The 25,080-nt window shown below is 73.3% G+C and carries 19 protein-coding genes; 8 read left to right on the top strand and 11 right to left on the bottom strand.

The features are described from left to right. Positions 1-255: 255 nt before the first annotated feature. Positions 256-1,359 (bottom strand): citrate synthase 2, encoded by a 1,104-nt coding sequence (locus ACFVT2_RS37530; protein WP_390025550.1) that lies wholly within the window; start codon positions 1,357-1,359, stop codon positions 256-258. Positions 1,360-1,767: 408 nt separating this feature from the next. On the opposite strand from ACFVT2_RS37530, the gene pdxH reads away from it, so the two are divergent. Both pdxH and ACFVT2_RS37520 read left to right on the top strand, forming a co-directional pair. Beyond that, complete coding sequence (gene pdxH, locus ACFVT2_RS37525; RefSeq protein ID WP_390025548.1) at positions 1,768-2,469, top strand: pyridoxamine 5'-phosphate oxidase; 702 nt, start codon at positions 1,768-1,770, stop codon at positions 2,467-2,469. A gap of 430 nt (positions 2,470-2,899) precedes the next feature. Continuing rightward, the gene (locus ACFVT2_RS37520; protein ID WP_390025546.1) at positions 2,900-4,480 is read left to right on the top strand and encodes a PAS domain-containing protein; all 1,581 of its coding nucleotides are present in this window, start codon (positions 2,900-2,902) and stop codon (positions 4,478-4,480) included. Between the two features lie 62 nt (positions 4,481-4,542). Here the strand turns inward: ACFVT2_RS37520 and ACFVT2_RS37515 are convergent, their stop codons facing one another. Further along, positions 4,543-5,310, bottom strand: coding sequence for an SIS domain-containing protein (locus ACFVT2_RS37515; protein ID WP_390025544.1), 768 nt, complete (start codon positions 5,308-5,310; stop codon positions 4,543-4,545). Between the two features lie 256 nt (positions 5,311-5,566). On the opposite strand from ACFVT2_RS37515, the gene ACFVT2_RS37510 reads away from it, so the two are divergent. Together ACFVT2_RS37510 and ACFVT2_RS37505 are read left to right on the top strand one after the other, a co-directional pair. Further along, entirely contained in the window at positions 5,567-6,259 is a 693-nt protein-coding gene (locus tag ACFVT2_RS37510) for a metal-dependent transcriptional regulator (RefSeq protein ID WP_390025542.1), read from the top strand. 559 nt (positions 6,260-6,818) lie between these two features. Next, complete coding sequence (locus ACFVT2_RS37505; protein ID WP_390025540.1) at positions 6,819-7,694, top strand: alpha/beta fold hydrolase; 876 nt, start codon at positions 6,819-6,821, stop codon at positions 7,692-7,694. 129 nt (positions 7,695-7,823) lie between these two features. On the opposite strand, the gene ACFVT2_RS37500 is transcribed toward ACFVT2_RS37505, so the two are convergent. The 6 genes from ACFVT2_RS37500 to ACFVT2_RS37475 all read right to left on the bottom strand — a co-directional run bounded on the left by ACFVT2_RS37500 (position 7,824) and on the right by ACFVT2_RS37475 (position 15,782). Then, on the bottom strand, positions 7,824-8,462 hold the full coding sequence (locus ACFVT2_RS37500) for a hypothetical protein (protein ID WP_390025538.1): 639 nt from the start codon (positions 8,460-8,462) through the stop codon (positions 7,824-7,826). Between the two features lie 377 nt (positions 8,463-8,839). Beyond that, positions 8,840-10,111, bottom strand: coding sequence for a hypothetical protein (locus ACFVT2_RS37495; RefSeq protein ID WP_390025536.1), 1,272 nt, complete (start codon positions 10,109-10,111; stop codon positions 8,840-8,842). Continuing rightward, positions 10,101-12,206, bottom strand: a complete 2,106-nt coding sequence (locus ACFVT2_RS37490; protein ID WP_390025534.1) for a hypothetical protein — start codon at positions 12,204-12,206, stop codon at positions 10,101-10,103. Before ACFVT2_RS37490 ends, ACFVT2_RS37495 begins: the two co-directional genes overlap by 11 nt. A gap of 349 nt (positions 12,207-12,555) precedes the next feature. Beyond that, on the bottom strand, positions 12,556-14,178 hold the full coding sequence (locus tag ACFVT2_RS37485; protein ID WP_390025532.1) for a transporter: 1,623 nt from the start codon (positions 14,176-14,178) through the stop codon (positions 12,556-12,558). After that, complete coding sequence (locus ACFVT2_RS37480; protein WP_390025530.1) at positions 14,175-15,014, bottom strand: ABC transporter ATP-binding protein; 840 nt, start codon at positions 15,012-15,014, stop codon at positions 14,175-14,177. The genes ACFVT2_RS37485 and ACFVT2_RS37480 overlap by 4 nt, the downstream gene beginning before the upstream one ends. A 96-nt stretch (positions 15,015-15,110) precedes the next feature. Then, a complete protein-coding gene (locus ACFVT2_RS37475; protein WP_390025528.1) occupies positions 15,111-15,782 on the bottom strand; it encodes a bifunctional DNA primase/polymerase in 672 nt (223 codons plus the stop codon). 473 nt (positions 15,783-16,255) lie between these two features. Here ACFVT2_RS37475 and ACFVT2_RS37470 point away from each other — a divergent pair, with 473 nt between their 5' ends. After that, entirely contained in the window at positions 16,256-17,650 is a 1,395-nt protein-coding gene (locus tag ACFVT2_RS37470; protein WP_390025526.1) for a transcriptional regulator, read from the top strand. A gap of 247 nt (positions 17,651-17,897) precedes the next feature. Next, positions 17,898-19,709 carry a hypothetical protein gene (locus ACFVT2_RS37465; RefSeq protein WP_390025524.1) on the top strand — a complete coding sequence of 604 codons (1,812 nt, stop codon included), beginning with the start codon at positions 17,898-17,900 and terminating at the stop codon, positions 19,707-19,709. 36 nt (positions 19,710-19,745) lie between these two features. Here the strand turns inward: ACFVT2_RS37465 and ACFVT2_RS37460 are convergent, their stop codons facing one another. Then, positions 19,746-21,131: an ABC transporter substrate-binding protein gene (locus ACFVT2_RS37460; RefSeq protein ID WP_390025522.1), complete on the bottom strand. Its 1,386-nt coding sequence runs from the start codon at positions 21,129-21,131 to the stop codon at positions 19,746-19,748. Between the two features lie 171 nt (positions 21,132-21,302). Between ACFVT2_RS37460 and ACFVT2_RS37455 the strand changes: the two genes are divergently transcribed. Both ACFVT2_RS37455 and purU read left to right on the top strand, forming a co-directional pair. Next, a complete protein-coding gene (locus tag ACFVT2_RS37455) occupies positions 21,303-21,761 on the top strand; it encodes a hypothetical protein (RefSeq protein WP_390025552.1) in 459 nt (152 codons plus the stop codon). 57 nt (positions 21,762-21,818) lie between these two features. Beyond that, complete coding sequence (gene purU / locus ACFVT2_RS37450; RefSeq protein ID WP_390025520.1) at positions 21,819-22,709, top strand: formyltetrahydrofolate deformylase; 891 nt, start codon at positions 21,819-21,821, stop codon at positions 22,707-22,709. 116 nt (positions 22,710-22,825) lie between these two features. On the opposite strand, the gene ACFVT2_RS37445 is transcribed toward purU, so the two are convergent. Both ACFVT2_RS37445 and ACFVT2_RS37440 read right to left on the bottom strand, forming a co-directional pair. Next, complete coding sequence (locus ACFVT2_RS37445; RefSeq protein ID WP_390025518.1) at positions 22,826-24,178, bottom strand: zf-HC2 domain-containing protein; 1,353 nt, start codon at positions 24,176-24,178, stop codon at positions 22,826-22,828. After that, the gene (locus ACFVT2_RS37440; protein ID WP_390025516.1) at positions 24,175-24,861 is read right to left on the bottom strand and encodes an RNA polymerase sigma factor; all 687 of its coding nucleotides are present in this window, start codon (positions 24,859-24,861) and stop codon (positions 24,175-24,177) included. The genes ACFVT2_RS37445 and ACFVT2_RS37440 overlap by 4 nt, the downstream gene beginning before the upstream one ends. Positions 24,862-25,080: the final 219 nt, after the last annotated feature.

Here is a 25,080-nt window from a genome sequence, read left to right as displayed (position 1 = left end):
GTAAAGCGCAGCAGTCCGGCACACCCCAACCCCACAGCCCCGGCACCGCACCCAACAGCCCCGCGCAGCGGACCCGCCCGCCGCCAGGCGAAACGGCGCCGCACCCGGCAACGTACGAGCTAGCCCGCGCCGTTAGGCGCAACGGCAACGTACGAGCCGGCCCCGCGCAGCGGCCCCGCGCCGCAGGCGCAAACAGCACCCCCCACGGCGGGAAAGCCAAAAACGTGGGAAGCCCAGCCAACCGCCGCGGACCGGTTAGCGCCCCCCGATGTCCTTGTAGCCCTCGATCGACTGCGGGGTGCGCGCCGCGGGGCCGACGTAGCGGGCCGAGGGGCGGACCAGGCGTCCGGTCCGCTTCTGTTCCAGGATGTGTGCGCTCCAGCCCGCGGTGCGGGCGCAGGTGAACATGGACGTGAACATGTGCGCCGGGACCTCCGCGAAGTCCAGCACGATCGCCGCCCAGAACTCCACGTTGGTGGCCAGCACCCGGTCCGGGCGGCGGTTGTGCAGCTCTTCCAGGGCGGCCTTCTCCAGGGCCTCGGCGACCTCGAAGCGGGGCGCGGCCAGTTCCTTGGCGGTGCGTCGCAGGACTCGCGCCCGCGGGTCCTCGGCGCGGTAGACCCGGTGGCCGAAGCCCATCAGCCGCTCGCCGTTGTCCAGCGCCTGCCGGACGTAGGCACCGGCGTCACCGGTCCGTTCGATCTCCTCGATCATGCCGAGGACACGGGAGGGCGCCCCGCCGTGCAGCGGGCCGGACATCGCGCCGACCGCGCCGGAGAGGGCCGCCGCGACGTCCGCGCCGGTGGAGGCGATGACCCGGGCGGTGAAGGTGGAGGCGTTCATGCCGTGCTCGGCGGCCGAGGTCCAGTAGGCGTCGACGGCCTTGACGTGCTTGGGGTCGGGCTCCCCGCGCCAGCGCTTCATGAAGCGCTCCACGACCGTCTCGGCCTTGTCGATCTCCTTCTGCGGCACCATCGGCAGGCCCTGTCCGCGCGCCGACTGGGCGACGTAGGACAGTGCCATCACGGCGGCCCGGGCGAGGTTGTCGCGGGCGGTCCGCTCGTCGATGTCGAGCAGGGGTTTCAGGCCCCATACGGGCGCCAACATGGCGAGCGCGGACTGGACGTCGACCCGGATGTCACCCGAGTGCACCGGGATCGGGAAGGGTTCGGCGGGCGGCAGCCCCGGCTTGAACGCCCCGTCGACCAGCAGCCCCCAGACGTTCTCGAAGGACACGTGCCCGACGAGGTCCTCGATGTCCACCCCGCGGTAGCGGAGCGCGCCGCCCTCCTTATCGGGTTCGGCGATCTCCGTCTCGAACGCGACGACTCCCTCAAGTCCGGGAACGAAGTCGGACATCAGGCGGCTCCTCAAGATGGGGACGGCAGCCGGCCGGTGACCGGCTGCCGTGCGGTCGAGTCAGTTTCGGCGCCGGTGCGGTTACGCGGCTGCGCCGGGCAGCTCGCGGTCCGTACCGGTCACCCCGGTGATGCCCCGCCGGGGCAGGGGCCACGCGACGGTTCCGCCCGCCGGTTGGTCGGCCCGCGGGCGCGGGCCGCCGCGTATGGTGCGCCGCGGCGGCCTGAAGACGGACACGATAGCTTCCGGTGTCCGGGGGCCACAGTGGGCCGGGCCATGATTTTGGCGGGTTCATCAGCAGCGGGGAAGCGTGACGTCCGGCACACTGGGCGATTTGCCGACGGGAGGGTTACGCCTCGGCGACGGGGGGCAGACTTCCGGCCCACCCGGCTGCCCGGTGCGGGGCCGATGCTGCAAGATGAGGCCGTGCATCCCGCCGACATGCCCTCCGCCGATACCCCCGATCCCTCGTCCATGCGCGCGCACTACCGCGCCGAGGGAATCGCCGAGTCCGACCTCGCCGCGAGCCCCTACGACCAGTTCGGGCGCTGGTTCAAGGACGCGGCCGTAGCCGGTCTGCACGAGCCGAACGCCGTGGTCGTCTCGACGGCGGACGCCGCCGGGCGGCCCAGCTCAAGGACCGTGCTCCTGAAGGCATTCGACGAGCGCGGCTTCGTCTTCTTCACCAACTACACCAGCCGCAAAGGCCGTGACCTGGCCGAGAACCCGCATATTTCACTGTTGTTCCCCTGGCACTCGCTGGCCCGCCAGGTCATCGTGACCGGCACCGCCGAACGCATCGGCCGGGACGAGACCGCCGCGTACTTCCGCACCCGCCCGCACGGTTCCCAGCTGGGTGCCTGGGCCAGCGACCAGTCCGCGCCGGTCGCCTCCCGCGAAGAACTGGAGCGCGCCTACGCGGAGTTGGCGGCCCGCTACCCGGAGAGCGAGCAGGTGCCGGTGCCCCCGCACTGGGGCGGCTACCGCGTCACCCCCGAGATGATCGAGTTCTGGCAGGGCCGGCTCAACCGCCTCCACGACCGGCTGCGGTACGTCCACGAGGGTGCGCCCGGGGCCGGCCAGTGGCGGGTGGAACGCCTCGCGCCCTGACGGGACGGGGCGGATGGCGTGCGCGGCGGCGATCGGGGCCGCGCACGCAGACGACCCGCGGGCGCTGTCCTCCGCGCTCGGTGGCGCGAAGGGCCGGTCGGACGAACCGGCAGCCCGCGGGTCGGGTGACTGCTTGGGATTGGGCCGGCGGCGCATCTGCAGTATGCGCGGTTCCGGCGCCGCACTTCGGTGAAGCGACGGGCTGCTAGCCCGCAGCCACCTCACATGTCCGGTGCGAAATCATCTGCCGAACCACCTCCCTTCTCGTGTACCCCACACGTTAGGAACCCGGCCGGCGCCGCACAACCGGTTTTTTCCGGAGCCGGAACTCACCCGGCGGGGATTTCCGCGAATCGGGTGTGTTGCACGTCACGTTCCAGTTGAATGACCCCACGTGGAGCACGCGCGGCCGCGTTCGTAAGGGGTGCCAGTGACTGCCTCGTCAGCTTCTTCTGCCTCGTCGGCTTCGTCGGCCTCGTCGTCGCAGCAGCCTGCGTCCGCCGGCCCGCCCGGCTCGGTGGGCGGGCCCGGGCAGGCGGGCTCCGGGCCCCCGCGGACCGCCGCGGACACCGAACCCGACCGACCTCCGGACGCCGACGACTCCGGGCTGCTCGCCGCCCTCCTGGACGGCATGGACGCCGCCCTGATGGCCTTCGCCGCCGACGGGACGGTCACCCACTGGAACCACGAGGCCGAACGCATCCTGGGCTGGACCGCCGAGGAGGCGGTCGGGCGCTGCGGCCTGACGGGCTGGGCGGTCCGCGCGGAGGACGCGGAGGGCGTGCGGTCCGCGCTGGACACCGCGATGCGCGCCCCGGGCCGCCAGGTGCACGACTTCGCCCTCTTGGCCAAGGACGGCCACCGCGTCCTGGTCCGCACCCAGTCCTCCGCGGTGCGCGCTCCCGACGGGCAGGTCGCCGGGGCCTACTGCGCCTTCGGCGAGTCGCACACCCAGCTCGACCTGGAACGGGCGGTGGCGCTCAGCGAGGCGCTCTTCGAGGACGCCACCTGGGGCGTGGTGCTGATCGACGCCGACCTGCGGCCCGCGGTCGTCAACGCGCACGCCGCCCGCACCTTCGGGATGAGCCGTACCGCGCTGCTGGGCCGCCCGCTGGGCGACGTCCTGGCCCAAGGCGTCGAGGAACTGGAGAGCTCCCTCCAGCACGTCCTGTCCGAGGGCCCGCCGCCGGCGATCAGCGAACTGTGGGTCACGCCGCGGGACGGGGAGTCCGAACTCCCGCGCCGCTGCTGGCGCAGCGGCTTCATCCGGCTGGCCTCACCGCTGGCGGAGGAACCCGTCCCGCTCGGCGTCGCCTGGCTCTTCCAGGACATCACCGACGCCAAGCGGACCGAACAGGACGGCTCCCTGCTGCGCTTCCGCGCCCACCAGTTGCACCGCGCGGGCCGGGCCGCCGCCGAGTGCCCGGACCCGGCCGAGGCCGCCGCGGTCCACCTCGACTTCGCCCTGGCGGGCTTCGCCGACCACGCCCTGGTCGATCTCGCCGGCACCCCGGCCCCGGCCCCGTACGGCGCGGTGGACGCGGACGCCGAGTGGGACGCGGACCCGGCGCCCACCGGGGACGGCCCCGGCGCGGGGAGCGCCGCCGTGGACGGCGGTCCGGGCGGTGCGGTCCGGGCGCCGCGGCTGGTGCGGGCGCTGGCCTCCCCGGCGGGCGTGCCCGGCCCCTCGGAGGCCGTGCCGGCGACCGGCATCCCGGTGGCCTACGTACCGGGGCATCCGGCGCTCCAGGCGTACGCGCGGCGCGGCTCGGTGCGGGCCAGCGCCGGCCAGGGCCCCGCCGAGGGCTGGGCGGCCGTCCGCAACTGGCCGGACGGCACGGTGCACGGGCTGTGCGTGGTGCTCCGCAGCCGGGGCCGCACCCTCGGGGTCGCCACCTTCCTGCGGACGCCCGCCCGCCGCCCCTTCGACCGCGCGGACGCCGACTACGCCGAGGAGGTCGCCGCCCGGATCGCCGCCGCCCTGGACCTCGCGGGGGCGGCGGGGGCGTGAGCCCGGCCGGCGCACGCGGGCGGTCGGGCGGCCGGCCCCGCGGCGCCGCCGGCCGCTCCGCCTCAGTGCCGGTAGAAGATCCGGTCCGCGTACTCCCGCATCACCCGGCCGTTCCACTCGTGCCCGCCGTCCACGTTCCCCGAGCGCAGCAGCGGCGGCTGCTCCCCGCGCTCGGCGAGCGCACCGGCCGCCGTCGCCACCACGGCCTGCATGATCGCGCTGGTGACGACCGTCGAGGCGGGGGCGAACGGCGCCTCGATGCCGGGCAGCGTCAGCTCCGCGTCACCCACCGGGATCCGGCTGTCCAGCACGATGTCGCAGTGGTCCTTGAGGTACGTCCCCGAGGCGTGCCGGGACTTGGTCGAGTCCGCGTAGGCCACCGACGTCAGGCCGATGACCTTGATGCCGAGCGCCCGCGCGTTGATCGCCATCTCGACGGGCAGCGCGTTCCGCCCGGAGAGCGAGATGATCACCAGCACGTCGCCGCGTTCCAACGGACTGGTGTCCAGCACCGCCCCGGCCAGCCCGTCGACCCGCTCCAGCGCGCTGCCCAGCGTCGCCGGCCGGACGTCCACCCCGACGACCCCGGGCACGGACAGCAGGTTCATGATCGCCAGTCCGCCGGCGCGGTACACGGTGTCCTGTGCCGGCAACGAGGAGTGCCCGGCCCCGAAGGAGAAGACCCGGCCGCCCGCCGTGACGGTGTCCGCGATCAGCTGCCCGGCCGCGCTGATCCGGTCCCCCTCCGCGTCGCGGACCTGCCGCAACAGGTCGATCGCGGCGTCGAAGTACCGCCCGGCCAGCCCCTCGTTCCGGTCGCTCTCAACCATGGCCGCGGGCCCCTCTCATCGCGTCTGGGCGGGATCTGTGGCGGGCCGGCACCGGTCGTCGGCGCCCGGCCGTCGCCTCGTGGATCAGTGGCCCGGATCACGTTGCGGTCTGGACCAGTGCGCTGTCAATACGCCGGGCAATGCACCCGTTGAACCGACCGCGGAACGTCCGCTGCGCGGACGAGGACGCACCGTTGTCAGCGGGATGCGTCAGAATTGAATCCAGGGCCACCGCACGACATATCGAGGGGCACGCATGTCCGGACTGATCGACACCACGGAGATGTATCTCCGCACCATCCTCGAACTGGAAGAGGAGGGTGTGGTCCCCATGCGCGCCCGCATCGCGGAGCGGCTGGAGCAGAGCGGCCCGACGGTCAGCCAGACCGTGGCGCGTATGGAGCGAGACGGCCTGCTGACGGTGGCGGGCGACCGGCACCTGGAGCTGACGGAGGAGGGCCGCCGGCTGGCGACGCGGGTGATGCGCAAGCACCGCCTCGCCGAATGCCTGCTCGTCGACGTCATCGGGCTGGAGTGGGAGCACGTGCACGCCGAGGCGTGCCGCTGGGAGCACGTGATGAGCGAGGCGGTGGAGCGCCGCGTCGTGGAGCTGCTGCGCCACCCCACGGAGTCCCCGTACGGCAACCCCATCCCGGGGCTGGAGGAGCTGGGCGAGAAGGCCGAGGCCGATCCGTTCCTCGACGCGGGCATGGTGAGCCTGATGGATCTGGACGCCGGCTCCGACGGCAAGACGGCCGTGGTGCGCCGGATCGGCGAGCCCATCCAGGCCGACGCCCAGCTGATGTACACGCTGCGGCGGGCCGGGGTGCAGCCGGGCGCGGTGGTCAGCGTGACCGAGTCCCCGGCCGGGGTGCTGGTCGGCAGCAGCGGCGAGGCCGCCGAGCTGGACGCCGAGATCGCCAGCCATGTCTTCGTCGCCAAGCGCTGAGCCCCGCGCCACCGTGCGCTGAGCGGGGCACCACCCGCCGGCATCGGCCGCCGGCACATTCCTGCTCGCCGTCGACATCCCAACGAGCCCGCTGAGCTGCGCCGATGCGCATGCCGGCGGGCTCGTCAACTTTCGGTGCGATGAACGGTCTTGTGCGAATCCGTGCGGATCGGCCGGTCTCATGTCACTCTGGCGCTGACGCATGGCCATGCGTCGTCACTCCCGCGTGATGCGCTGACGGCCGAGGGGGCTGGGATGCGTCCACTGGTTCCGGTCGAGGACGGTCAGGGCCCCGGCGCTGCGAGCAGCCGGGGCCCTGCCTCCCCATGTCCCCCCACCGCGACCCGGAGCCCCGAGCTCTCAGGGTCGTTCCCCACGGGCCCCCTTCCCGGTAGGGCCCGCCTCCCGGCAGATGTCTCCCCGTGGTGGGCGTGGCCAATCCCGCAGCAAGGTCACTCGAAAGTGGGGTGTTGGGCGCGGCAGCGATCCGTTCGAATATAGGTTCGATACTGTGGGGCGTGCGGGGCTGGCCAAGGGGAGATTGGGGGTGCCAGGGCACATGGTGCGGCGTATTGATGTGACGGGATCCGGCGGCGTGCGGCTCGCGGCCTGGGAATTCACCGACCCGCCCAAGAGCGGCGGCTGGTTGGAGGAGAGCGGGCGGCGCCCCGGTGTGCTGTTGCTCCACGGCCTGATGGGGCGTGCCGCGCACTGGGCGGACACCGCCCGCCGGCTGAGCGCGGTGCACCGCGCGGTCGCCCTCGACCAGCGCGGCCACGGCCGCAGTGAGAAGCCCGTCGAGGGACCGCTGGACCGCGCCGCGTACGTCGAGGACGCCATCGCCGCCATCGAGCAGTTGGACCTCGGCCCGGCCGCCTTGGTCGGCCACGCCATGGGCGCCCTGACGGCCTGGCAGGTGGCGGCCCGGCGCCCGGACCTGGTCACGGCGCTGGTGATCTGCGATATGCGGGCCTCGGCGCTCGGGGCGGCCTCGCAGCGCGAGTGGGCGGAGTGGTTCCGCTCCTGGCCGGTGCCGTTCGCCACCCTCGCGGACGTCCGCAAGTGGTTCGGGGAGGACGATCCGACCCTGGAGCGCCCCCGGCCGGCCCGCGGGGAGTTCTTCGCCGAGGTGATGGCCGAGCGCGCCGACGGCTGGCGCCCGGTCTTCTCCCGTCGTCAGATGCTCAGCGCCCGCGAGACCTGGGTGCACGACGCCCACTGGGAGGAGCTCGCCCAGGTCGCCTGCCCCACTCTCGTCGTCCGCGGCCTCGACGCCGAACTGGGCCGCGCCGAGGCCCAGGAGATGGTCCGGGTGCTGCCCCACGGCGAGTACGCCGAGATCCCCGACGCCGGCCATCTGCTGCCCTGGGAGCAGCCCGACGCCTGGTGCCGGGCCATCGAGCCGTTCCTCGGCGCGCTGACGGCTCACCCCTGACCACCGCCGGCCCGTACGGCACGGCGCTCCCGCAGGAGACCGCACCACCCGGGCCGACGCAATCACTCAGCAGGCGACAGGAGTTGACGCTTCGTCGACCACTGCCCGCGCCGCTCGCGCAGGCCGCTCTCAGCCGGCGTTGTCGAACTTCCAGATGAGCGGGTTGGTGGCACCCTCGTCGCCCCAGTGGACCTCCAGGGACTTGGCGCCCTTGGGGATCATGTACGTCTGGCAGATGACGTGGCTTTCGCCGACCTTCCAGTTGTCGATGTCGACCGGGTTCTCGCAGCCGGGGAGATTCTCCGGGGCGCCAATGAGCATGCCGCCGCGCCGGCCGTCCGCGTAAATCTCGGTGCCGTTGTCCACCTTTGCCAAGCCCTTGACGACGCCCGGGCCCTTGTTCGTGTACTTCACATATGCGGTCGCGGCGACCAGGCCATTGGCGTCCTTGGGGTCCTGGACCATTTTCTTCGCCTCGGCCTCGGTGCCGACGTGAACCTTCTGCGCGGCGACCTCGTAGGTGACTTTCCCGGACTCTTCCTTGTACTGTCCGGTGCCGCTCTGGCCGGACTTCAGTGCACCGCCGGCCGGCTCGGTCGGCTTCTTGTCGGTTTTCGCCGCGGTATCCGCGGAGTTCTTCCCGGTGTCCGCTCCGGAACCGGAGGCGGAACCCGACGCGTCCTTCTTCCCACCACAGGCGGTCAGCGCCAGTGCCAGTACGGCAACCGGCGCGGCGACGCGCAGCCATGAGGTCCTCGTGTGCAGCAAAACGTTCTCCCGTTTCTTGCTCTCCCCCGTTGCACAGCACCGTTGCCCAGTGCTCGCGAACGGCTGTGAGAGCGGAGCATAAGAGCGAGCTTTCTCCCGTGTCGAAACATGGAATGCACGCGTCCGCTGCTTTCCGTTCAGCTGGTGTGGGAGCGTCCCGGTCGATCTACCGCAATTCCTGCAAACCGGCCAGTGGATTCCGTCGTCAGCCCTGCCCAATTGAGGTCGAATTCAGTGGCATTGCCGCCTCTTCGGCCTCGAATGGTAATGCCCGGATAAAATTTGTGCCGGACTTTCGCGGTGGGCTTTCGCAACAGGGCCGGCTCGGGCGAGGGCGCCTCCGACGGAGGTGCTCCGCCCCCGCGGAGGCACGCCGGTCAGGACAACGTGCGGGTGAAGTCGCCGCGTTGCACCCGGAGGGTGAGCGAGTCGCCGGCCAGCAGGGAGCCGTAGCCGGTGGCGGCCCAGAGGCTCTGCTCCGATGGCACTTCGAAGTACGGGACCGGGTGGCCGTCCAGACGGTCCGTGAGGACCTCCGGTGCGCGGCGGGCGCGGACCGCACGGATGCAGGTGTCGCAGGCGGCGACGCGGAGTTGTTCCCGGCGGCCCAGCGGCCGCCAGGGTATGCGGCGGCCGGCGGGGCCGTGCAGCGGGTGGAAGAAACACAGCGGCAGCGTGGCCGGAGCGGGGGAGAGCGCCGCCCGCCCCTCGGCCACCAGCGCGAACACGCCCGCCAGGTCCGGGATGCCGCGTGCGCGGTCCAGCACCGTGCCGGCCGCGGCATAGGCGTCGAGGGCGCGCTCGATGGCCGCCGGGTCGCCGGTCGCGCCGCGGGCCTCCTCGCCGAGCCGCACCACCTCCTCGCCGGCCCGCTCGCGCAGCCCGTCCTCATCGGCCTTGTGCGCGGCGGCGAAGACGGACCGGGGCAGCGCGAACGGCGTCCCGAAGTCCCGCAGCCGCGAGCGGCGCCGCAGCAGCCAGCCCGCGGCGAGCACCAGCACCGGACCGACGGCCAGCGCCACGATCCGCACGAACGGGGAAGACGCCTGCCCCGTGGGCGACTTCGGCTTGCTGCTGCTCGACGGTTTGCTGCTCGGCGTGCCGAGGTGGGCGGTGAGCCGCTGGTAGACCTGGTCGCCGTTACCGGCCTTGATGATGTCGATGGCCCGGGAGATCCGCTTGGCCAGCCCGGCGCCCTTCATCGAGTCGTCGAAGTAGACCGAGGCGGCGGCGTTCTCCGCCTGGTGGGAGCGGGTGGGCCAGGCGCGGGCCTCGATGTCGTCGGTGAAGTCCCCGGGGGTGATGAGGATGGCCGGGCCGCCACCCATCCGGTCGTGCACCACCTCGGTCAACTGCTGCGGTTTGCCGCCCCAGTCGTCCCCCTCGGCCAACGGGACCAGCACGATCCGGATCGGCAGGTGGGTCTGCTGGATCTGCTGCACCAGCGCCCGCTGGTCGTCCGCGTTGACCGCCGTGGAGAGGGACGGGTCGACGTACACCGGTGAGGTGCGCAGCGCGTCGGCGATCTTCTGCCCCGGGCTCTGCGCGGCCGCGGCGGGCCCCGAGGTGGCGCAGAGCAGCGCGGCGGAGGCCGCTCCGACGGCAAGGACGGACCGCAGCGAACGGCGGTGACGAAGGTCAGTTGACACCGAAGGACTCCCGTACCTCGCGGGTGAGTTGATCTATACCGGCGCCCTTGGCGAGCGCCGCCAGCGGGCCGGGATGGACCGGATAGGCGCTGTAGCCCAGACGTCCGAAACCGTCCGAACCGTAGAGCCGCAGCATCTCGCCGGGCGTCTCCTGGCACGCCGCGCACACCGGTCGCGGAAGCTGCCTGCGGCTGCCTGCAGGGCGCTTCGCCGTCTGCTCGGTGGCCGCGCCGTGCAGCGGATTGCGGTGGCAGACGTGCGTCGCGGCGGACGGCTCCCGGGCCGCGGTCCGGCCGACCCGCGCGAGGGTGATCGCACAGGCGAGGCCGGCGGGGGTGGCGTCGTCGTCGATGCGGCCGTCGCTGTCGCCGTCGATCAGCAGCGCGGCGGCGTCCAGGCACTCCCAGGCCCGCCGCCGGGCCTCCGCCGGCAGACTTGCCGTCGCCTCCAACTCGGCGGTAAGCGCGGCGAGTTCCTGTCGTGCGGTGCGCCGCAGCCACGACTGCCGGGGCTCGACCGGCGCCGCCGCGTCGGCCATCGCCCGGGCGCCCCGGCGGCCCAGCCGCCGAACGATCGCCCACACCGCCACCACCAGTCCGAAGAGCAGCAGCGCGGCGAGTGCGCCGATGAACAGCCCGGGGTGGAAGTCCCCGGTGAACAGGCCGGGCAGCCTCTGCTGCGCGACGAGGTCCTTCGCGCGCGACGGTGGCAACGGCTCGCCGGCCGTCTTGGACATCCGGGCCTTGGCGACGGAGGCGAGCAGCTTGTCCAGGCGCGGGCCGAGCGTGGTGGCGTCGCGGTTGCCGGCCGCGGGATCGCGGGACTCGTCGTAGAGCGTGCCGGTGTCCACACGGGTGCCGTAGTTGATGACCGAGAGGGAGCCGCTCGGCAACCCGGCGATCACGAACAGGGCGTCGCGGTGCAACCGGTCGTGCAGCGACTTGGCCAACAGCTCCGGGTCGCCGCCGGACTCGTCGTCCATCGAACTGGGCAGCGCGGCGACCAGGACGGGGACCGGCAGAGCCCCGAGCCGCTCGTGCAACCGGGTGCGCTGGGCGGAGTCCAGAGGGGACTGGCTCTCGGGGTCGATGTAGAGCGGGTCGTGCCGCAGCCCCTCGCTGACCCGGTCGATACGGGCCCGCAGGTCGGCGGCGGTCGGCACCGAGCCGTCCCCCGTGCTGGTGTCGGAGAAGACCTGCGACGCGGTGAAGGCCAGCAGCCCGGCGAGCACCAGCGCACCGAGCGGCAGCAGCCATCCGCGATGCGGCGCGGACCGGGGCCTGCCGCCCGCCGTGGCCGGACCGTCCTTCGGGGCGTGACTGCCCTTCCGGGCGCGACCGTTCTTCGCGTTGGCGTTCTTCGCCTTGCCGTTCTTCTGCGCGCGGTTCTTCGCTCCGCCCGCCGGGCCGGCGGCGTCGAGCCCGCGTCGGATCCGGCGCCGGCGCAGCGCGTGGTTCGTGATCAGCAACGCGCTCAGCGGCACCCCGGCGACCACGGTTCCGGTCACGAAGCTCTGGTTCTCCCGGTCCGTCTGCGTGGTGTGCAGCGCGGGCGGTTCGTGGGTGTTGTACGCGCCGCCGTACGTGGTGCGGGCGGCCTCGGCGCGCTGGTGGGCCTGCCCCGAGGTGAGCAGATCGACGAAGTGCCGGAACACCTCACGGGGCGTGGCGTCGTAGGGCAGTTCGTACAAGGTGGCGGTCTTGGCGTCCGCGGCGCCCGGCACGCTCACGCCGTAGCTCTGCACATCGGACAGGCCCGCCTCGGACACCGTGACGTACAGCCCCTTGCGCCCCAGGTGGTCGTGGATCCCGGCGAGCAGACCGGAATCCATGCCGCCGGAGGAGGCGGACGGCAGGACGAGGACATACGTCGGTACATGCAGCCGTTTCGCCTCGGCGGCGAAGGTGGGGGCCGTCGAGCGCGGCACCACGTGCGGCATCTGATCGCTGAGGTAGACCGGGTTGTGCCGAAGTTGCTCGGCGAGATAGGCGGACTGGCTCGGGGCGTCCGCTCCCGCTGGCGCGGCCTGCACCGCACCGGCGGTGAACAGCACCGCCAACCACCCCAGCACCAGCACCATTCCAGCGCGCCGCACCGCCCCCACCACCCCTCGTTCACATTGTTGCCATGACGCTACAGCGCCTGCGCGCCGGCCGGGGAACCCTGTGGATAACGTCCCGGCAAAGCCGGCGGCCGGGGGTGTGGCCTGGGGTTTTGTTGGGCGGGGACGCCCTTTCCGTCGCTGTTTGCGGTGGGCGCCGGGGCGGCGACGGCGGCGACGGTGGCTGGGCACAGAACCGGAGCGGAGGCCGCCGGCACGGAACCTCCGGGGTGGGGAAACGAGTCGGGGTGCCGACCCGTTCGCCGGGACGGCACCCCACACCCTCACAACGCAACCGAACTTGATGCCAAGCGGTCGAGATCGGCCCCGCGGGGCCGTCGCGTCACCCCTTGCTGACCGCCGCCAGGATCTCCGGCAGCCGCGCCACCACCCGGGGAGCCGCCACTCGCAGCCCCAGCGTCGCGATGCCCACTCCGTACACCACACCTGCCGGCAGCAGCACCCACAACAGGCTCTGCAGGCCCGCCAGATGGAGCCAGACGGCCAGCCCCAGCAGCGGCGAGGTCAGCACCGCGGCCGTCAGGAAGCCGGCGAACAGGCTGATCCAGGCGATCCCGGCCTGGCCGGGCGCCACGCTCTTGTTGCTCTCCGACGGGATGGAGTACGGGAACAGCGCCGACGCCATCGCCCCCGTGGCGAGCAGCCCGCCCAGGAGGCCCAGCGAGAGCCCGTAGACCTGGAAGAAGGCCGACCACGGGCCGATGAACGCGGCGGAGCCGACGACGACCAGCGTGACGTACGGGATGGCCACCAGCGCCAGGCTCAGCGCCCGGGCCCGCAGCTCCTCGAAGGCGTCCCGCGGGGTGGCGATCGTCGAGGCCACCATCCAGAACGCCGAGGTGTCCTGGCCGAACTGGTTGTACATCTGCATGCCGAGCAGCGCGGGCGCCGAGAAGGAGGTGTAGATGCTGCCGTTGCCCTGGGCGGCGTAGACGATCGGCACCAGCAGGCCGATGCCGAGCGCCATCGCCCACGACATCTTCGACTTCGGGTCGCGCCAGGCGTAACGCAGCGTCCGCAGCATGGCCGTGCCGGTCCGCCCGCCGGGCAGCAGTCGCGCGAGCCCGCGCTCCTCGCCGCCGGCCCGACGCGCGCTGTCCTTTTCCACGGCCTGGAGGGTGGAGGAGTCCGGCGAGGTCATCAGGGCGGTGAGGGTCCGCTGCCACCACCACAGGAGCAGCACCAGGGCCAGCACCGTCAGCGCCAGGCCGGCCGCCGCGCGCCCGTAGGCGCCGTGCCCGGCGTCCTCCACGGCGCTGAGCGCGGAGGCCGGCGGCACCCAGCGCAGCACCTCGCCCAGCGGCTCCAATACGGACAGACCGTCCGGGCGGCCCAGTCGCTGGGCGGCGATGTTGACGCCCTGGGCGCCGAGGGCGATGAACAGACCGCCCAGCACGGCGAGGTCGCGGCCCCGGCGACTGGTCAGCAGCCGCACCGAGGCGGTGGCCACGGCCCGCGCCAGGGCGACGCACACCAGCACCACCAGGACGACGGCCAGGACGCCGACGAGCGTGGCGACCGCCCCGTGCGCGACCGCGATCACCGAACCGGTCACCAGGGCGAGCGTGACGATCGGGCCGAGGCCGACCAGCGACGTCACCAGCAGCGCCCGGATCAGCGGGCGGGGCCGCAACGGCAGCATCACCAGCCGGGTCGGGTCGAGGGTCTCGTCACCGGTGGGGAAGAACAGCGGCATCACCGCCCAGCCCAGGGTGAGGATCCCGGTGAGGACGACGGCGAGCGACCCGGCGTGCGGATTCCCACGCAGCGCCACCAGACCCAGGAGGATGCCGGCGGCGAAGAGCAGGCCGGCGGCGGCCGAGATGATGTAGGCCAGGGTGCGTCCGGTGGACTGGCGCAGGCCGTTGCGCAGCAGCGTCAGCTTCAGTCGGACGAAGACCGAGACCAGTGAGGAGGGAGCGGTGGCGGTGGCTTCGGTGCTCATCGGGCGCCGCCGCCCAGCCAGTCGAGGTTCTGCCCGGCGGCGCGGCCGTTCGCGCCGACCAGTTCGAGGAACGCGCTCTGGAGCGAGGGCGCGGCGCCGCGCACCTCGGCGACCGGGCCCTGTGCGCGGATCCGGCCGGCGGCCATCACCGCGACCCAGTCGCAGAGCGACTCGACCAGCTCCATCACGTGGCTGGAGAAGATCACCGTTGCCCCGGAGGAGGTGTAGCGCTCCAGGACGCCGCGGATGGTCTGCGCGGACACCGGGTCGACGCCCTCGAAGGGCTCGTCCAGGAAGAGGATTTCCGGGTTGTGCAGCAGCGCGGCGGCCAGCCCGATCTTCTTGCGCATGCCCGTGGAGTAGTCCACCACGAGTTTGTGCTGCGAGCCGGAGAGGTCGAGTACGTCCAGCAGCTGGCCGGCCCGCTTGTCGACCTCGACGCCCGGAAGGCCGCGCAACCTGCCTATGTAGGAGAGGAGTTCCCGCCCGGAGAGGCGCTCGAACAGGCGCAGGCCCTCGGGCAGCACGCCGATCCGGGACTTGACCGCCACCGGGTCCCGCCAGACGTCGTGTCCGCCGATCTCGACCAGCCCGGAGTCCGGCCGCAGCAGGCCCGTGACCATGGAGAGCGTGGTGGTCTTGCCGGCGCCGTTGGGGCCGACCAGCCCGATGAAGTGGCCCGCGGGCAGCGTCAGGTCGATGCCGTGAACCGCGGTCTGCTCACCGAACCGTTTCCACAGGCCCTCGATGCGGACGGCGGGCGGGCCGGCCACGGCACCGCCCGGGGTCGCGACCGACCCCTCCTGCTGTTGCTTCTGCTCCGGTTCGCTGGCCACGGCCTGCCCTTCGACGTCCCCGCAGGGGCCGGGTCATGGCCCCCGTCCGGCGTCCCACGATACGGGCAGGCGCTGACAAACCGGCTCGGCCCCGCGTCAGCGGGTGCGAAGTGCTGCCGCGTCGCACGCGCAGGCGTACGCCAGCGGGCTGATGAGCTCTTCCGCGTCCGGCAGCCAGCGGTTGCTGGCGGTGGGGCGGCGGGCCCACTGCACCGCGCCGTGCGACCCCACCCGGGTCGGCGGCGCGGCGATGTACTCGCCCTCGCCGCGGCAGATCAGGTCGAGGGCGGCCGGGGCCCAGCCGAGGTTCCGCACCAGGTCGGGGATCTTCGCGGAGGCACCGGGGAGGACGAGGAAGAGCATCCGGCGGTCGGGGGTGCGGGTCACCGGGCCGAGCGTCAGGCCCAGCCGCTCCATCCGGGCCAGCGCCAGGCAGCCCGCCATCTCGGGTACGTCGAGGGCCTCGAAGGTCCGGCCCGTCGGCAACAGGATCGAGGCCCGCGGATGCTTGCCCCACATCCGGCGGACCGCGGTGGCGCTGCCGGTGGCCGTGCCGGCCCAGCCGGGCGCGGTCGGATGGGCGCCGGGCGAGGGGCAGTTGACGGTGTCGCACGAGCAGCGCGGCCGGTCACCCTCGTGCTCCAGCCATGCGCCGGGGAACACCTCCCAATGGCGCTCCTCCGTGTAACGCAGTGCAGTGTCCATGAGTTGCTCGCCGCGCTGCTTGGGGATCTGCGGGGCTCCTGTGACTTCGATGGTCTCTTCCACGCAGATGACAACTCCCCTTGTCACCAAGGGTTACGGCCGAATGGGTGACTGCCCCGGCGCATCGTTCCAGCACGTGGGGCGCATGGATGCACCAGTGGGGGCGCGTATGCGGATGGGGCCCGGGGAGCGGGTAGCCACCTGCGTGACGGGCGGAGAGGCCGCCCGCCGGTCGGCCGCGGAGCACCAGGGGAGCCCTGCACCGCGGCGCCGCGACCGGTGCACGGACATCGCGCGCCACCCTCCTTGTGGACCAGCCCTTCCCGGTGCGGACTTCAGGACGCCGCGCTTCGCACGACGATGCACGGGCATCGGGCACATCGCACGTATCCCGGGCATCCGCTGCGAAGTGCGTCTCCTCGGTTCGTACCACGCATATCCCGGATGTCTCGGATATCCGGGATATGTACGGGGAATTGATCGCGAGGACGGCGTTCGCCGGTGAACGCGCAGCAGCAGTACAGGGGGTACACACCATGGCCGCCAGGCCACTCGTCGCGCGCCAGCCCAATGAACGGCTGCAAGCGCTCATCCAGGAAGCCGGCTGCTCCAACGCGGGGCTGGCCCGCCGCGTGAACATGTGCGGTGCGGAGCACGGCCTCGACCTGCGCTACGACAAGACCTCCGTGGCCCGTTGGCTGCGGGGACAGCAACCACGGGGCCGCGCGCCGGCCGTCATCGCCGAGGCGCTGGGCCGCAAACTGGGCCGCACGGTCACCATCGACGAGATCGGGATGGCCGACGGGAAGAACCTCGCGTCCGGGGTGGGGCTGCAGTTCTCGCCGACCGTCCTGGGGGCCATCGAGCAGGTCTGCGAGCTGTGGCGCAGCGACGTCGGGCGGCGGGACTTCCTCAGCGGTTCCACGGTCGCCGCCTCCGCGCTGGTCGAGCCCAGCCGGGACTGGCTGATCACCGGGGCGGACAGTCAGGTGTCCCGCAACGCCGGTGCCCGAGTGGGTGTTTCGGACGTCGCGGCCGTACGGGCCATGACCTCGGCGCTCAGTGAACTGGACCACCGCTTCGGCGCCGGGCATGTCCGGCCGGTCGTCGTGCACTACCTCAACAGCGTCGTCTCGGGGCTGCTGGCGGGGTCGTACCGCGAGGCGGTGGGGCGGGAACTCTTCGCGGCCGTCGCCCGGTTGACCGAACTGGGCGGCTATATGGCCGTCGACACCGGGCAGCCGGGCCTGGCGCAGCGCTACTACATCCAGGCGCTGCGGCTGGCGCAGGCGGCCGGTGACCGTGGCTACGGCGGCTACGTGCTTGCCGCCAGCATGAGCCACCTGGCCGCGTCCCTGGGCAATCCGCGGGAGATCGCCCAGCTCGCCCGGGCCGCCCAGGAGGGCGCGCGGGGACAGGTCACGCCCAGGGCGGAGGCGATGTTCTTCGCCGCGGAGGCGCGCGGGCACGCCCTGTTGGGCGACGCCCGGGCCTTCCAGTCGGTGGCGGGCCGGGCGCTCTCCGCGATGGAGCGCGCGGGCGCGACCGCCGACACGGGCGACGACCCGGCCTGGATCGCCCACTTCGACCCGGCGTACCTCGCCGATGAACTGGCCCACTGTCACCGGGACTTGGGGCAGCCCGTCCCGGCCGCGCAGCGCGCGCAGGAGGCGCTGGAAGGGCATCCGGTGGGCCGGGCGCGCCGCCGCGCCATCGGGCTGGTGCTGCTGGCCAGCGCGCAGGTGCAGCAGCGGGAGGTCGAGTTGGCCTGCCATACGGGCACCCGGGCGATCGAGCTGCTGGGCGGGGTGCGGTCGGACCGCGGTGCGGAATATCTGGAGGACTTCCGGCAACGACTGGAGCCGTATCAGGACGAACCCGTCGTAAGGGAATTCACCGCACGGATGGAGCTCCGCGCCGCCGCGGCGTGAGCAACGCCTCAAGAGCCGTGACGACGGGGACCGACGACGGCCGGGAGGAGGAAGCGGCCGAGGTGCTTTCGGCCGTGCGCTGCCGGGGCGGGCCGGGTTTCCGGCCCGCCCGCTGCGCGGTCGGCGGCGCCGGTGGCGCTCCGGGCCGGGGACCGGGGCAGTGACCAGGACACATGGTCGAACGTTGCTGCGAACCGGTAGCGTGCAGCCGACGATTCCGTAGGTCTGCACGATGGTAGGAGTCCCGGTGACGCAGAGCGGACAGGGTCACGACCCGCAGAATTCTGCGGCCGGCCCGGCCAGGGAGGGCATAGTGCTGCCCGCCGGCGGCGGGGACGGATGGGCGCCCGACCAGCAGGCCGCACCACCCGCCGGGCAGCCGTGGGGCCAGCCCTGGGGGCCCGGTCAGCAGCCGCCCGAGCAGCCGGCGGCCGGCCAGCCCGGAAGCGCGCCGGGCGGGCCGCAGCCCTACGGTCAGGTCCCGGCGCCGGGCTACCCGGCCGCGCCGCCCCAGGCGCAGACCCCGACCCCGCTGGGCGCCGCACCGCTCCCGCAGCCCGCCGCGCAGCAGCAGCCGCTGCCGCCGCAGAACCAGGGCTTCCCGCCGGCGCCCCAGGGGCAGCCGCAGATGCCGCAGATGCCGCAGATGCCGGCCGCGCCGCCCCAGGTGGGCCCGCCGGCCGCCGGGCCGCTGCCGCCGTCCAGCACGGACTCCGAGGCGACCACCGTCATCCCCTTCGGCAGCCAGCCGGGCCAGCCGGCTCCGGCCGGTCAGCCCGCACCCGGCACCCTGCCGCCGCAGTACGCCCCGTACGTCGGCCAGCCCCCGGCCCCGTCCGGTGAACTGGTCCGCGCCACCCCGCAGGCCGGCGCGCCGCTGCCGCCCATCGCGGGCGAGGCCGAGGCGACCACGCTCCTGCCGCCCGTCCCCGGTGGCGCCGGTACCCCGGGCGCCGCCCCGCTGCCGCCCATGGCGACCGCCGCCCCACCGGTCGGTGACGCGGCCACCCAGATGCTGCGGCCGATCAAGGCGCACCAGGGACCGCCGCGGCCCGGCCAGCCCATGCCGCAGTCCCAGCCGATGCCCGGCATGGGTACCGAAGGCTCCGAGGCCACCCAGCTGATCCCGCCGATCGGCGGCGCCGCCGGTGCCGGGATGCCCACCCCGCCGCCCGGTGCGCCGTTCGGCGGCCGGCCCGGTGCGCCCGCGGACCGGCCCACGCCCGCCGAGTTCGACGGTCTGTTCCGCGACGGACCGGCCGCCCCGGGTGTGGCCGCCGCCCCCGACGCCACCGCGCAACTGCCGCGCTTCGACGAGCAGGCCCGCCCGCCGTACGGCCAACAGGGCGGCCCCGCCGGTCCGTTCGCCCCCGGTGGCGGGCAGGACCAGTACCCCTCCTACGAGGAGAGCGGCGGCGGTCGCCGCAAGCTTCCCGCGGCCGCGATCGTCGGTGTGATCGTGGTCGCGCTGGCCGGCGTCGGCCTCGGCGTCGGCTGGGCGCTCAGCGGTGGCAGCGGTGACGACACCGGCCAGAAGAAGACGGACCCCGGCACCAGTACGGCCAAGTCGGCCAAGGACGACTCGTCCAAGCCGGCCGACGACCCGGCCGCGGGCCAGGCCAAGGCACTGGACGCACTGCTCGCCGACAGCAACAACAGCCGCTCCGCGGTCATCAGCGCCGTACAGAACATCAAGAGCTGCACCAACCTCGGCGGCGCCGCCAACGACCTGCGGTCCGCCGCCGGGCAGCGCAACGACCTGGTCAAGCGGCTCCAGCAGCTCCCCGTGGACAAGGTCCCGAACAACGCCCAGCTGACCGCCGCGCTGACCAAGGCATGGCAGTCCTCGGCCGACGCCGACAACAACTACGCGGCCTGGGCCGACAAGTCCGCCGGCAAGGGCGGCTGCGACAAGGGCCACCCCAAGGGCGGCAAGGAACCCGCCCAGGGGAACGCGGCCAGCGGCGCGGCCACCCAGGCCAAGCAGCAGGCGGCCGGCCTGTGGAACCCGGTAGCGCAGAAGTACGGCCTCCGGGAGCACCAGCCCGAGCAGCTGTAAGGACCGCGGACGGCCGGGGGGACGGCCGCGGGCGCGTCAGCCGTCGTCCGTGCGCCGCCGCTCCAGCGTCGTGGTGACGTCGACGAACCCCTCCTGGGCGGCGACCAGTTCGCCGTTCCGGACGACCTGGTACGTCACGTCCGAGTTGATGATCCGCGGGAAGTCCGCGACGGCCAGCATGTCGTCGTCGCGCCAGCGCAGCTTGGGCGTCAGACCGCCGGTGTCGATGGCCTGGTCGCCGCGGTCCAGGGCGGTCTGCAGGGCGTGCGCGGTGATGTCCGCCACGCCCTCGTCGGCCAACTGCTTGATCAACGCGTGCAGCACGGTGTAGGCGATCCAGGTCGTCTGGACGCCCTGGTCGGCCGGGTCGACGCGATTGTCGTCGAACGCCTCCTGGGTGATCACCCGGCGCATCGGCAGCCAGCGCGGATCGCTGGGCACCGGGTACCAACCGGTGACGTCCGCGCCCTCCAACGGGCCGGAGGCGCCGCCGCTGCGGTTGACCATCGACTGGTCGACGCTGCCCAGGACGGATCCGACCTGCACCTTGGGCCGGGATTCCTGGAGGCGCCGGAAGGAGTCGAAGAAGGTGTCGGTGTTGTCGCCCAGCGAGGCGGCCACACAGGAGCCGGTGGCCTCCCCGCCGGCCTTCGCCGTCCCGTAGACGGTGGGGTCCGCGCCCACCGCATCGAGGGCGGCGGCCACCTGCGGCGAGTAGTCGGTGTCGGCCTCGGGCGCCTTGATGTCCGCGGCCGGGCTCCGGCCGCCCCCGGTGCGCGCATCGGCTCCACCGGAGCGGCTGACGCCGCGCCCGCTGGTGAGCCCGGCGTCGAGCAGGCCGGGCATCTGGTCGCCCTGGATGGTGTCCGGGCGGACCAGCGCCACCCGCCGGCAGTCCGCCGCCAACTGGCGGCCGTTCCCGGCCAGGAGGGCGGCCTGGCCGCCGTTGACGGGGTAGGAGAGCGGGCTGGCGAACTCCTCGGCGGAGGCGCCGTAGCCGCCGATGAACGGGATGCCCGCCACCTCCAGCGGGGACATGAACGAGCGGCCCCACTGGCTGTACGAGCCGACCACCGCGACCGCCCCGGCGTCCACCGCGCGCTGGGCGCACCGCGTGGCCTCCGCCGAGTCGTTGCGCTCGTTGCAGGTGAGGACCTTCAGGGGGTGGCCGGCGATACCGCCGCGGGAGTTGACCCAGCGGGCGTACGCCTGCGCCATGGCCGGCATCCCCGGCATGTTGGTGGTGCGGGTGCCCTCGGGCGCCCAGGTCATCACCGTGACCGGCTCCTTCTCCCCGGAACCCGCTCCGGGGAGGGAGCCGCAGCCGGACAGCAGCGACGCGATGACCGCCGTGCACGCCGCCGCGGCGGTCGCGGAAGCGCGTGGGAAGGGGCGGGGGGAGGAGCGTCGCCGTCCGGTCATGGCCCCGCAGCCTGCCGTTCCGGCCGGAACGGGCGCGTGACACCCGGGCAACGGACGGTGACGTCGCGGTGAACTCCGGGGGGCCGATCGAGAGGAATCGGGAGGAACGTACGATCGCATGCTGTGCAAGGTTCGGAGAAGTCTTCCCGTCGCGGCCGCCGCTCGACCACCATGGGCGGTATGCCGTTCTCTGACATGCCGTGGTGGCGCTGGCGCAGCACCGTGCGTTCCGCGCTGCACATGCTCTCCGACCCCGTCTTCCAGCAGCACACCTGGCTGGCCGGCCGTCCCGGGTACGGAGACGTCACCGACGCCGTCTACCGCCTCGTCGAGGACACCTGGCTGGACAACTGGTCCGCCGAGAAGTACGTCGACACGATCTTCCGCGACGTCCAGGAAGCCCAGTTGGTCGACGCCGCCGTCCTCCGGGTGCTGCGCATCATGCACCAGGTAGGGCCGGACGCCCCGGTCGCCGCCTACATGGAGCACCCCGGCTGGCCCGACGCCGTACGGGCCGCCCGCGAGGCGCACGTCCACCTGGCCACCGCGGACGGCGAGGACCCGGACACCGCCCCGCACTCCCTCGAAGCGCTGGCCGTCCTGACCGGCACCCTCCAGGCCCCGGCGTGACCGTGCCCCGGGCGCCGCGGTCCGACCTGCTCGGCGGATATGCGACCCTATGAGGTCATGAGCGAGTCGCAGCCCACCCAGCCCGGTCAGCACGATCACAACGATCAGTACGTCCTCACCCTGTCCTGCCCGGACAAGCAGGGGATCGTGCACGCCGTGTCCAGCTATCTGTTCATCACCGGCTGCAACATCGAGGACAGCCAGCAGTACGGCGACCGGGGCACCGGGCTGTTCTTCATGCGGGTCCACTTCAGCGCGGACGCGCCGATCAACGTCGAGAAGCTGCGGGCCAGCTTCGCGGCGGTGGGCGACTCCTTCGCCATGGACTGGCAGATCCACCGGGCCGACGAGAAGATGCGGGTCGTCCTGATGGTGTCCAAGTTCGGGCACTGCCTGAACGACCTGCTCTTCCGCTCCCGGATCGGCGCGCTGCCGGTCGAGATCGCGGCCGTGGTCTCCAACCACACCGAGTTCGCCGAGCTGGTCGGCTCGTACGGCATCCCCTTCCAGCACATCCCGGTCACCCGGGACACCAAGGCCCAGGCCGAGGCCCAGCTGCTGGAGCTGGTGGAGAAGGAGGGGGTCGAGCTGGTCGTGCTCGCCCGCTACATGCAGGTCCTCTCCGACGACCTCTGCAAGGCCCTGGCCGGTCGCATCATCAACATCCACCACTCCTTCCTGCCGAGCTTCAAGGGCGCCCGCCCCTACCACCAGGCGCACGCCCGCGGCGTCAAGCTCATCGGCGCCACCGCGCACTACGTGACCGCGGACCTCGACGAGGGCCCGATCATCGAGCAGGAGGTCGAGCGGGTGGGCCACGAGGTCACCCCGGACCAGCTCGTGGCGATCGGCCGCGACGTGGAGTGCCAGGCGCTGGCGCGGGCCGTGAAGTGGCACAGCGAGCGCCGGGTGCTGCTCAACGGCACCCGGACGGTGATCTTCGCTTGACCCGGGCGGTCACGCACGGCGCTTGACCCGGGCGGTCGTCCACGGCACCTGACCCGGGCGGTCACGCACGGCCGTGCCGCGGGGTGCCGCGGCCGGACCGGCGGCGGGTCGTCGCCTCACAGGCGGGACAGCGCCGCCGTCGCGAACAGCACCTCGCGGATCGCCTCGCGCTCCCCGTCCTGCCCCACCGCGGTCTCCTCCGGCGAGATGTGCCCGGCGGCCAGCTGGCAGAACTCGTCGCTGTCCAACGCGATGTGGGCGACGGTGTACTCCGGCGAGCCGACCGCCGCCGGGGAGTCCAGCGCTATGTACCAGTCCCCGCCGCCGCTGCCCTCGACCTCCAGATGGAGCGAACGGCCCGGGGCGCCCGCGGCGACCAGCCGCTGCGGTGGCGCGGCCAGCCCGGCCCGCCGCCGCTGGGCGAGCGTGCTCGGCAGCAACCGGGCCGCCAGGTCGACGAGCAGGCGGAGATGGCCGGCGGCCGGTGGCTTGTACGGATAGTCCACCGCGTCGGCGATGTCCCCGGCGTGCACCCACGTCTCGAAGGCGCGGTCCAGGAACGCGTCGCGCAGCGCCAGGCTGAACTTGCCGTAGGGGACGGAGAGTTCGGCGACCCCGCCGCCGGCGAACGAGGCCGTTCTTATCAGTGTCTGGCTCTGCTCGCGCCACGGATCGTGCGGCGCCCGCGGGTCGGCGTCCTCGCCCAGGGCCTGCCAGTACGCCTCGGTGCGGCGGCGCGGGCCGGGGTGTTCCGGGGCGGCGGTGCCCAGCGGGTCGGGCAGCCCGAGGGCCGTCGCGACCATGCCGTCCACGGCCATCAGATGGCCGATCACCCCGGCGACCGTGGTGCCGCGCTCGACCGGCTCCCGGCCGTCGAACCAGCGCAGCTGCACCGGGGCCCGCCACTCCGACTCGCCCATGTCGCGCAGCAGCGCGTCCAACTTGGCGGCCTCCGCGTCGTACGGCGTCGCCCACTCCGGCACCGGGATGCGGGCCGGCCGGCGGCCCAGGCACCCCTCCAACACCCGTGACCGCAGCAGCGGGTCGAGATCGAGGCTGTCGGCGGGGTGCAGCAGTCCCACGGCGTCGCGCAGCCGCAGCGCCTCCCCGGCGCAGGTGGCACAGTCCGTCAGGTGCGCCTCGACGGCGGCCGTCTCCTCCGGTGAGCAGGCGGACAGCGCCCAGGCACCCAGCAGCGACTTGAGCACCTTGTGGGACGGGGCGGCCGGTGGTGGGTGGCGCGGGCCGGTGTCGTCGCCGGTCACGGGGTCGTCATCGCTCTCGTACTCCGCAGGGACGTGGTGGGGCGGGGCGGGGTCCGGGACGGGGCCGGGCAGGGCGTGGGGGGCGCGTGGGAGGTCCGGCAGCGGGCCGTGGTCCTCCGCGGCGGGACGCGGGGACGGTATCCGCGGTCGTTCACCGGGGCCACCGGGGCGCTCGGGGCCGTCCCACTCGTCCGGGCCTTTCACAGCGACCGCCCGTGGCCCGGGCCGGGCGGTGTGGAGTGCGGCGGGCGCGGGGCCTGCGGTGCCCGGGCGGCGCGGCGCATCGGGACGGCCGGCAGGGCCTGGTGGTTGTGGGCGGTGGACAGGAGTTGGAGGCCCAGGCGGAGCCGGCGCCGCGCCTCGTCCTCGGTGACGCCGAGGTCGGCGGCGGTCTGGCGGTAGTCCCGGCGCTGGAAGTACGCGAGCTCCAGGGCCTCGCGCAGTGGGGCGGGCATGGAGGTGACGATGTAGTCGGCGCGGGCGGCGGTGGACGCCTCGTGGATCTTCCGCTCCAGCTCGCGCTCCGTCTCGGCGGTCGCGGGCCCGTCAGCGCTCTCGTCGCGCTGGTCGCACTCGTCGCGCTGGTCGCGCGCCGAGTCGGACTCGGTCTGGCGCAGCCGCTGGACGGCCTGGTGGCGGGTGATCCCGGCCACCCAGGAGCGCAGCGAACCCTGCTTGGGGTCGTAGGAGTCCGGGTGCTCCCAGACGTAGCCGAACACCTCGCGGGTGATGCGGTCGGCGGCGTGCTCGTCGTCCAGGACGCGGTAGGCGAGGCTGTGCACCAGCGAGGCGAAACGGTCGTAGAGCTCGCCGAGCGCGGCCGCTTCGCCGCGGGCGAGCCGCTGCTGCATCCGCCTGTCCCAGCGCGGTGGTGCGTCGTGTGCCATGGGACCCCCATCCCTGCCCGTCGCGGCCGGGCTCACACCTCGGCCGGCGCTCTGCCGAGACCTCGGCCGCGCGCTGTGCGGTGACCCCCGGTCTCGTAGGGCCCGCGTTCCGTCGGGCCCCGTGCCGTCACTTCCGCCCACTCTCGTACCCCTGCCGCCCCCTTCGCTCACGATCGGCGGGCCGTCACCCGATCCGGCGGCCCGCGCTACGGACGCCGT

The sequence above is a fragment of the Streptomyces sp. NPDC058000 genome (assembly GCF_042886435.1).
Classification (GTDB): Bacteria; Actinomycetota; Actinomycetes; order Streptomycetales; family Streptomycetaceae; genus Streptomyces.
This window is presented reverse-complemented; position numbering and strand designations above follow the sequence as displayed.

Coding starts and splice junctions, on each gene's coding strand:
- ACFVT2_RS37530 (WP_390025550.1), bottom strand. CDS start 1,359: ATGTCCGACTTCGTTCCCGGACTTGAGGGAGTCGTCGCGTTCGAGACG.
- pdxH (WP_390025548.1), top strand. CDS start 1,768: ATGCTGCAAGATGAGGCCGTGCATCCCGCCGACATGCCCTCCGCCGAT.
- ACFVT2_RS37515 (WP_390025544.1), bottom strand. CDS start 5,310: ATGGTTGAGAGCGACCGGAACGAGGGGCTGGCCGGGCGGTACTTCGAC.
- ACFVT2_RS37510 (WP_390025542.1), top strand. CDS start 5,567: ATGTCCGGACTGATCGACACCACGGAGATGTATCTCCGCACCATCCTC.
- ACFVT2_RS37505 (WP_390025540.1), top strand. CDS start 6,819: ATGGTGCGGCGTATTGATGTGACGGGATCCGGCGGCGTGCGGCTCGCG.
- ACFVT2_RS37485 (WP_390025532.1), bottom strand. CDS start 14,178: ATGAGCACCGAAGCCACCGCCACCGCTCCCTCCTCACTGGTCTCGGTC.
- ACFVT2_RS37470 (WP_390025526.1), top strand. CDS start 16,256: ATGGCCGCCAGGCCACTCGTCGCGCGCCAGCCCAATGAACGGCTGCAA.
- ACFVT2_RS37460 (WP_390025522.1), bottom strand. CDS start 21,131: ATGACCGGACGGCGACGCTCCTCCCCCCGCCCCTTCCCACGCGCTTCC.
- ACFVT2_RS37455 (WP_390025552.1), top strand. CDS start 21,303: ATGGGCGGTATGCCGTTCTCTGACATGCCGTGGTGGCGCTGGCGCAGC.
- purU (WP_390025520.1), top strand. CDS start 21,819: ATGAGCGAGTCGCAGCCCACCCAGCCCGGTCAGCACGATCACAACGAT.
- ACFVT2_RS37440 (WP_390025516.1), bottom strand. CDS start 24,861: ATGGCACACGACGCACCACCGCGCTGGGACAGGCGGATGCAGCAGCGG.